The following is a 5886-nucleotide window of genomic DNA, read 5'->3' on the forward strand; positions in this document are numbered from 1 at the left end:
GAATGGCGTCCAGGGGGGTGCGTGCGATCGCGTATATGCCGGCGGCGATGATGAACAGGGTCGCCAGGATCACGATGAACTTGTTTTTGATGGACAGTTCGATGATTTTTTCGATCATGGTTTGGCTTCCTCTTCAGAAAAACTGTTCACGGTTATCGGTTCACAGTTCACGGCTTTTTCAAAAATCTATGCAACGATTTAAGCATTTTGGATATTGATAAACTTTCGTAAATCAGAAACACTCTTTCTTTCGTTTTCTTCCGCAATATTTGATGGAATAGCTATAGATGAGCGCAGCATTTGATCTTCGATTCCATAATCGCGGCCGTCTCCTATTTTTTTTACCGTGAACCGGCAACTGTAAACTGTGAACGGTTACTCATTCGAATCCATGGTCATATCGTTCATGTCCAGATCGTCGTCTTCCATGGTCATACTCTCCATGTCCAGATCGTCCATATCTATATCATCAGGATCCCCTCCCGCTCCCTGACTGCGGACCTCAAGCATCTTGGCGATGGCCTCTTTCAGCCGGCTTTCCGAATCGAACATGAACTGTCCGGAGAGAACGATCTCCTCTCCTTCGGCCAGGCCGTCGATGACCTCAAATTCATAATCGTTGCCCTCGGCACCAATGGTGACATCCCTCGGCTCGAACTTTCCTTTCCCCCTGGAGACGAAGACGCGTTTACGCACACCGCTGTCGATCACCGCCTCCTGGGGGACTACCAGCCGCTTCCCCGGCAGGGTGCTCTGCAGATAGACATTGGCGTACATCCCGGGTTTGAGTTGGTTGCCGGGATTGGAAAAGGAGAGCCGCAACCGGGCCGTGCGGGTTTTGGGATCCAGGTAGGGGTAGATAAACAGTACTTCCCCTGCGTAGCGTTTACCGGGAATATAAGACAACTCCATTCCGGCGGGCATGCCTTTGTGGACCCAAGGCAGCTCGTATTCGTAAATGTCCACATCCACCCACACGGTGGACAGGTCGGCAATTTCATACTGGTGCTCGCCGGCTTTGACGTAGTGTCCCTTCAGGGCACTTTTCTTGATAACCACACCCGAGGCTGGTGAGAAGATCGTGATCGTCTTCTGAATCTCGCCGGCAGTCTCCAACTGGGTGATCTGTTCGTCGGTGAAATCCCAATAGGATAGACGGGTGCGCGAGGCCTCCAGTAGCCGGTTGTCGCCCTTGCGGGCATTCTTGCCGCCACTGCCGTTTATCCCCTTCTGCTGCTGAACGGCGATGAGGTATTCCTGCTGGGCGGTGAGCAGATCAGGACTGTAGATGTCGAACAGGGGCTGTCCCTTTTCCACCGGCTCCCCCAGGAAATCCACGTAGAGCATTTCGATCCAACCATTGAATTTGGTATTTACCGAGTAGAGACCGGTTTCATCGTAGGTGATGGTGCCGAATGTGCGGATTGATTTGGAGAGGCTTTTCTTCTCTACACGGCCCAGTCGCACCCCCATGTTCTGCTGGGTCACGGGATCGATGCGGATGGTGGAGCTGGGTTCCTTCTCCTCTCCCGCCTCCTCGTATACCGGCACCAGGTCCATGCCCATGGGCGACTGGCCCGGCTCGTTGCGGATGTAGGTCGGGTCCATGGGCGCCGCCCAGTATTTGATCTTTTTGCCGGTTTTTGGGTCCACCATGCCGGCCTTGAGCGCTTCTTCGGCGTGCACCGTTGCCAGCCCAAAAACAGACAATAAATGTTTCTGGTCCCAGTTCGTCACGGGCGACATGGTTGGCAAGAAAGCAATCAACGGTGTCGCAACAGCGATAATGATCAGTTTGGCAAACATGAATGCGCGTCCTTTCGTGGTTGAAACGTCACTAAAACCTGTAAAAAAAACCCTCACCCCGGCCCTCTCCCCTCAATGGGGGAGGGAGGTGTGTCATGTCGCTCGTTCCCATCGATCAATGAGGGTCGTGTCAACGTCCCCTCGCCCCTTTGGGGAGAGGGACAGGGTGAGGGGTGTTGACGGAAGGGCGCCCCGCTTATGCAACTATTCTTATCCCGGTGTCCTTAATTGTTCGGCATCAGGGGTGGAACCCAACCGACGACTGTGAAGCCACGACAACCCTGGATCTGGCGTTCTCCGGCTTCTAGCGCGTCCGGTCATGGCAACGGGGCGCCCACCCGTCGCCTCAGCTCCGCCCGGGCAACGCCCACGTCACTGTTTCGCCGCTGGCTGGACAGATTCACATCCAGCCAGCCGGTGTATGAGGAGATCACATCGGCAAAGGAGACACCGCCCGATTCATAGGCCCGGGTGGATACGTCCAGGGAGGTCTGGGACAACTCCAGCAGCCGGTCCTTGTACAGGGACCGCTCTCGCCGGGCCCGGTCCAGCTCGAACCAGCCCATTCTTACCATCACCCGGGTGCGCGCCTCGGCATTAGCAAGATCGGCCTTCAGGGCGTCTAGTTTGCGTCGCGTCTCCCTGAGATAGGTGTCCCGGGTGCCGAACCAGGCATTCCTGGGCAGGCCTTTACCCCGGGCGGGTGACACCGTGGTGGCAAATGTCGGCTTCATCCCGGCGCTGCCCGCCTGGAGAACGGCTTCGTCTGTGAAGAGTGAATAGTTCTGGGTAAAAGCCGGCTGAATCATGGTTTCGGCCATCTCCACCATCCGCTCCATCTTGCCCAGCATGGCCCGCATCCGATTCAGCTCCTGGCGGTTTTCCAGCGCCAGTGGATAGAGGGACGCTAGTTTGGGCAGTGATAGGTCCGGCGTGGGGGTGTCCGGCCAACCGAGAGAAATTCCCGGCTGGATGTCCATCAGGGCCAACAGCTCGGTTTCCAGATTGACCCGCTGCTCCTTCAAGGTGGCCAGCTGCTCCTCCAGTTTCTCCCGGCCGATGCGGATCTTGACCACGTCCTGATAGCTGGTTTTCCCGGCACCGTAGCGGGTGGTGGCAACCGACTCCAGGTGGTTCAGCTGCTCGAGGGTGTCCCGGGTGATCCGTTGTGCCCGATGGATGTAAAGCAGGTTCCAGTAAGCCTTGGATCCCTGGGCGACAATGTCGCGCCGGACGAGGTCCAGGGCATGTTTTTCCGCTTCCACGTTCTTTTCCGCCACCTGCCCTTTGAGGGCCGTCACGCCGGGGAAGGGAAACTTCATCTGAATGGCGTCCATGCCCTGCATGGGCCCCACCCCGGGCATCACCGCTTCCGTAAATGCCGAATACTGGCGCAGGATTTCGTCCAGCTGGGTCACCTGGTCGAATCCTTCCAGAGCCGCCCTAAATCGATGGGTTGCGCTTTCAACCGAAGGATTGCGCAGCAGGATCAGCGCCTGAACCGTCTGCAGGGAAAAGCGGGGCCGCAGCAGGTCAAGGGTCCGGGCATCATCGTCTGCGGCGGCAATGATCTCTGTGGAAATGGCGGAATTACCAGCGGGCAGCGCCTTGCTTTCCACCCCCTTTTCCCAGCGGTCCCGCAACCTTGCGATAGTCGCCTTTTCGGCTTCGAAGGCATCCGGTTCGCTGGTAACCGGCGGCACTGGCGCCTGCGCCTGCTGAATCATGGCCGGCGGGGTATAGGCGTCCATGTCCCGATTCAAATCCCGGTATCCGCAGGCTGCCAGGCCGGTTGCCCAGATCAGCGCGATTGCGGTGAGAACCATCGGCAGGATCTTCATGGTTGCTCCTTTCCGGCAGGTTCTGCAGAAATTCGCGCGTCACCGGTCAGGTATCTTCCCGCCATGCGTTCAAGCCGTGCCAGGTTGATGCCGTAATCCGCCTTGGCCCGCGCCAGGGCCAGTTGAAAGTTATACCAGACTGACTGGGTTTCGATGAAATCGGTGAACGACGACTCCCCCTCCCGGTACCAGACCTCGGCAATTTCCATGGAACGGGCCGCCTGGGGGACCAGGTCCGTTTCGTACAGGCTGACGATGCGCTGGGCATTGCGGGCCTTGAAAAAGAGGGTGCGGATCTTGGTCCGGACCGCGTTGACGCGGACTGTTTTTTCTGCCCGGGCCATGGCCTTTTCCGCCATGGCCTTGTTCACCCGGCTGTTGTTCCTGCCGAACCACAGGGGGATGGAAATGCCCGCCTGCAGGCCGATGGCATCCCGTCCGGCATCCCGGGGCTGAACGGGTACATCGGGATCGCCGATACCGGCGTAGAAAAACCCCACCTTGAAGTCCGGCAGGTTCTGGTACCGCGCCAGCGACACCTTGGTGTCACCTTTATCGACACCCACCTGGGCCATGAGGATCTCCTCCTGATTGGCTTCGGCCAGCCCATAGATGGTTTCCACGTCAGCGGACAGCGGTGATAGAACCGGTGTCTCCAGTTCTCCCACGGCCGATTCGGGAGGGCGGTTCAACAACCCGTTGAGACGGACCATCTCCGTCTGCTCCAACTCCTCCAGCAGCAGGGCGTCATATTGGAGTTGCCCGGATTGGGACTGGGCCTTGACCACGTCCGTGAGCGTGGCCCGGTTGTCGGCGTGGGCGGTTTCGCTGATTTTTCGAATGTGGTCCAGCAGGCGGGCGTTGTGCTCGGTCACGGTTTTGGCCTGCCGGATGTACCACAGCTCGAAATAGGACTCCCGGACCGCCAGGAGTGTCTCCTTGACCGCCATGTCCAGCTTGAGGCGGGCGATGCGGGCGTCGGCGGCCACCAACTCGCCGGCTTTGGACAACTTGCCGGGAAAGGGAATCATCTGGGAGATCTGAGCATTCCAATCCTGGGGACCCAGCCGTGTCTCGATGGGCTCGGGAAACCAGGTGACCATCAGCTGGGGATCCGGGTAGCCGGTCGTAATCCGATAGTTTTCCACTGTCGCCCGCCACGACTCGCGCGCCTGCTGAATCGACGGATTATGGGAATAAGCCTGCTCGACAAGGTCGGCCAGCCAGACGGTATCTTTCAGGGTTGGATCTTCGCTGGTGGGTGGACGCTCAAGATCACCAGCCACTGCGCCTGCCGCAAACAACAGCGTGATTCCCAGCAGCAGGACGAAGGCGCTGATGGAATACAGCATCGGCCACCTTGTGGCTGCCGGTTGGAAAGGGCTTCGGGATAACGGGTGATCCATAAGATTCTCCTGGCGTTGATTGAAGACGAGCCAGCGGTGCCGCCTCGCCACTCCTGCTATGTATAATCAATAGCCGTGCCAGAATCTCAACATACTGTTATTAATAGGATTACACTTTTTGGCGAGATTAAAGGGGAGATAAGTGCGTAAAATTTACGCAGAATGGCACGCGCGAAATGAAAAGTGCGTAAATAGTTATCAGCAAGCCATGGAAACCATTAACCCCTCATGCACAGATAAAATGAAGCGGCATACTAACGGGAGATTCGACCAATTCCGCACGGTTAACCCAAAATCACCCATGCATCAGAGATCCGTAAATGACGGCGTGGTATGGATATTGAATGATAACGGGAAGAAACAGAAACCATAGGGGAGGCGACCATGATCAAACCGAATAGAAACCTGAACCTGCGGCCGATGCTGATCGCCGTATTGATCGCTGCGGGGCTGATCATTTCGGGCCCCGGTGGTGCCTACAGCCATGGCGGAAAAACCCACACTGAAGACCCGTTCTCTGCACTTGAGGCCGTCCAGAAGGCAACGCAGCTATACGATCGCCTGATCGTCTCCGGAAAACTGCCCGAAGCGTGGGAAACCGGCCTGTCATCCATCCACGTATCCGTCCGCGGCACTGAAAACAGCCGCGAAACCGTGGTCCAGTTTAAACGGTCCGGTGGCGACCCGGACATCGTCTATTTTTACTTCGATCCTCAAGGGGAATATTCGGGGTCAAATTTCACCGGAGAATAACGATGTTTAATGGAGGTGCTTATGCAATCCGGCACTATCGATTCAAGCAATTCCCCCAAGCTTACAATGGCAACGATACC

General features: G+C 57.1%; 5 protein-coding genes. 1 reads left to right on the plus strand and 4 read right to left on the minus strand.

Annotated features, from left to right (window positions below):
• Positions 1-198 precede the first annotated feature (198 nt).
• From QNK41_RS22985 to QNK41_RS06735, 4 genes are all read right to left on the minus strand, one after another.
• Positions 199-336 carry a four helix bundle protein gene (locus tag QNK41_RS22985; RefSeq protein ID WP_413815125.1) on the minus strand — a complete coding sequence of 46 codons (138 nt, stop codon included), beginning with the start codon at positions 334-336 and terminating at the stop codon, positions 199-201.
• 39 nt (positions 337-375) lie between these two features.
• Positions 376-1806, minus strand: coding sequence for an efflux RND transporter periplasmic adaptor subunit (locus tag QNK41_RS06725; protein WP_319255046.1), 1431 nt, complete (start codon positions 1804-1806; stop codon positions 376-378).
• A gap of 317 nt (positions 1807-2123) precedes the next feature.
• The gene (locus QNK41_RS06730; protein ID WP_319255048.1) at positions 2124-3647 is read right to left on the minus strand and encodes a TolC family protein; all 1524 of its coding nucleotides are present in this window, start codon (positions 3645-3647) and stop codon (positions 2124-2126) included.
• The gene (locus QNK41_RS06735; RefSeq protein WP_319255050.1) at positions 3644-4999 is read right to left on the minus strand and encodes a TolC family protein; all 1356 of its coding nucleotides are present in this window, start codon (positions 4997-4999) and stop codon (positions 3644-3646) included. The genes QNK41_RS06730 and QNK41_RS06735 overlap by 4 nt, the downstream gene beginning before the upstream one ends.
• Before the next feature lie 438 nt (positions 5000-5437).
• On the opposite strand from QNK41_RS06735, the gene QNK41_RS06740 reads away from it, so the two are divergent.
• Positions 5438-5806, plus strand: a complete 369-nt coding sequence (locus tag QNK41_RS06740; RefSeq protein ID WP_319255053.1) for a DUF6488 family protein — start codon at positions 5438-5440, stop codon at positions 5804-5806.
• Positions 5807-5886: the final 80 nt, after the last annotated feature.

Origin of the sequence: Desulfosarcina sp. (genome assembly GCF_033791525.1) — a bacterium.
Taxonomy (GTDB): Bacteria; Desulfobacterota; Desulfobacteria; order Desulfobacterales; family Desulfosarcinaceae; genus Desulfosarcina.